The sequence below is a fragment of the Cysteiniphilum litorale genome (genome assembly GCF_003428165.1).
Classification (GTDB): Bacteria; Pseudomonadota; Gammaproteobacteria; order Francisellales; family Francisellaceae; genus Caedibacter; species Caedibacter litoralis.
The window spans coordinates 1-1,553 of record NZ_QLIQ01000119.1 but is presented as its reverse complement, the minus strand read 5'-3'; the positions used below and the strand labels follow the sequence as shown (position 1 = coordinate 1,553).

The 1,553-nt window shown below is 39.3% G+C and carries 1 protein-coding gene; it reads left to right on the top strand.

Annotation, left to right across the window (positions count from 1 at the left end):
• Positions 1-90 precede the first annotated feature (90 nt).
• Positions 91-1,395 carry a transposase gene (locus DNJ75_RS14785; RefSeq protein ID WP_117004185.1) on the top strand — a complete coding sequence of 435 codons (1,305 nt, stop codon included), beginning with the start codon at positions 91-93 and terminating at the stop codon, positions 1,393-1,395.
• Positions 1,396-1,553 lie beyond the last annotated feature (158 nt).

Sequence of the window (1,553 nt, the reverse complement as noted above, 5' to 3'; positions counted from 1 at the left end):
TCAGCAATTCCCGCTGAGTATGAAAAAGCTTGCAAACAAAGGTTTTTAGCGCGAAGATAAATTTATTTTTCGTAGCCTTGCCGGAGCGCAATGAAGCATCAGTTTAAAAAACACCTATCTATACCATCTTTGCTTGAAACGGTTCGCAAAGCATTTTCTAAAGTTTCAGAGCGCGATTTGTCGAGTAAATACTCTCTGGTTGACTGTCTGATGTGTGGCATGGCAATATTTGGTATGAAATATGCCTCCTTGCTAAAGTTTGATCAAGATATGCGATCAGAGGAGAGTGAAATTAAAAGTAACCTTCGCTCGCTATATCAAGTCGGAAAAGCGCCTTCTGACACCTGTTTACGCGAACGTTTAGATGACATTGATTATCTTGAACTACGCCCTGCCTTCAATGCGCTATTAAGTGTTCTGCAAAGAGGGAAAGCGTTAGAACAGTACCGTTTTTTTGGTGATTATTATCTGATATCAAGTGATGGTACGGGAATGTTTTCATCCCATGAAATTCATTGTGATAATTGCTGTGTAAAGAATCACCGTGACGGCACAAAAACCTATTATCATCAAATGCTATGCGCCTCGATTGTGCACCCTGATATTAAGCAAGTTATTCCACTGGCGCCTGAGCCAATCATTAAAAGTGATGGCAACAAAAAGAACGACTGTGAGCGCAATGCAGCGAAGCGTTTAATTGAGCGTCTACGCAAAGAGCACCCGCATTTACCAATGATTTTTGTTGAGGATGCGCTATATGCAAATGGTCCACATATTGATGAATTGAACAAACATAATATTCGTTACATTCTGGGCGTGAAACCAGGAGATCATGCTTGGTTGTTTGACTGGGTTAACGCAAGTACATTAGAGCGTTTAGTCATTAAAAAAGATGGGGTCACCCATGAGTTTGAGTGGATAAATGGTGCGGAGTTAAATGAGACCCGAGGTGATATAAAGGTTAATTTTTTGTCTTACAAAGAAACAAATAAAAAGGGCAAAGTTCAACGTTTCACATGGGTGACTGACCTTGAACTTAATCGAAGCAATGTATTTAAAATCATGAAAGGAGCACGCGCGCGCTGGAAGATTGAGAATGAGACGTTTAATACGTTAAAAAATCAGGGGTATAATTTTGAGCATAATTTTGGTCATGGTAAAAATAATTTATGCAGCGTGTTTGGTTTTTTGATGCTGTTGGCATTTATGGTAGATCAGATTCAAGAGCTGTCTTGTCCGCTATTTCAAGCGGCTCTTGAAAAGCACGGAAGGCGGAGTTATCTATGGGAGCGAATACGAAGCGCCTTTTTTGTGACGATTATCAAGAGCTGGGAAGCATTATATTTATACATTGCTGGAAAGCTTAAGAGTCCTCCCATTATTGATACATGTTAGCATGACATACCGTGAACTATGTGCTTTTGATATACCCTAGAATTTTTTGATGCGACATAAAAGTTTAAAATGCTATTAAAGATGGCAGGGCATTTTATTTTTTTCAAAAAGCACCTGTTAAGACTGTCAAAAATAAAAAATACAGCGGGAGCTGCTGT

Coding starts and splice junctions, on each gene's coding strand:
- DNJ75_RS14785 (WP_117004185.1), top strand. CDS start 91: ATGAAGCATCAGTTTAAAAAACACCTATCTATACCATCTTTGCTTGAA.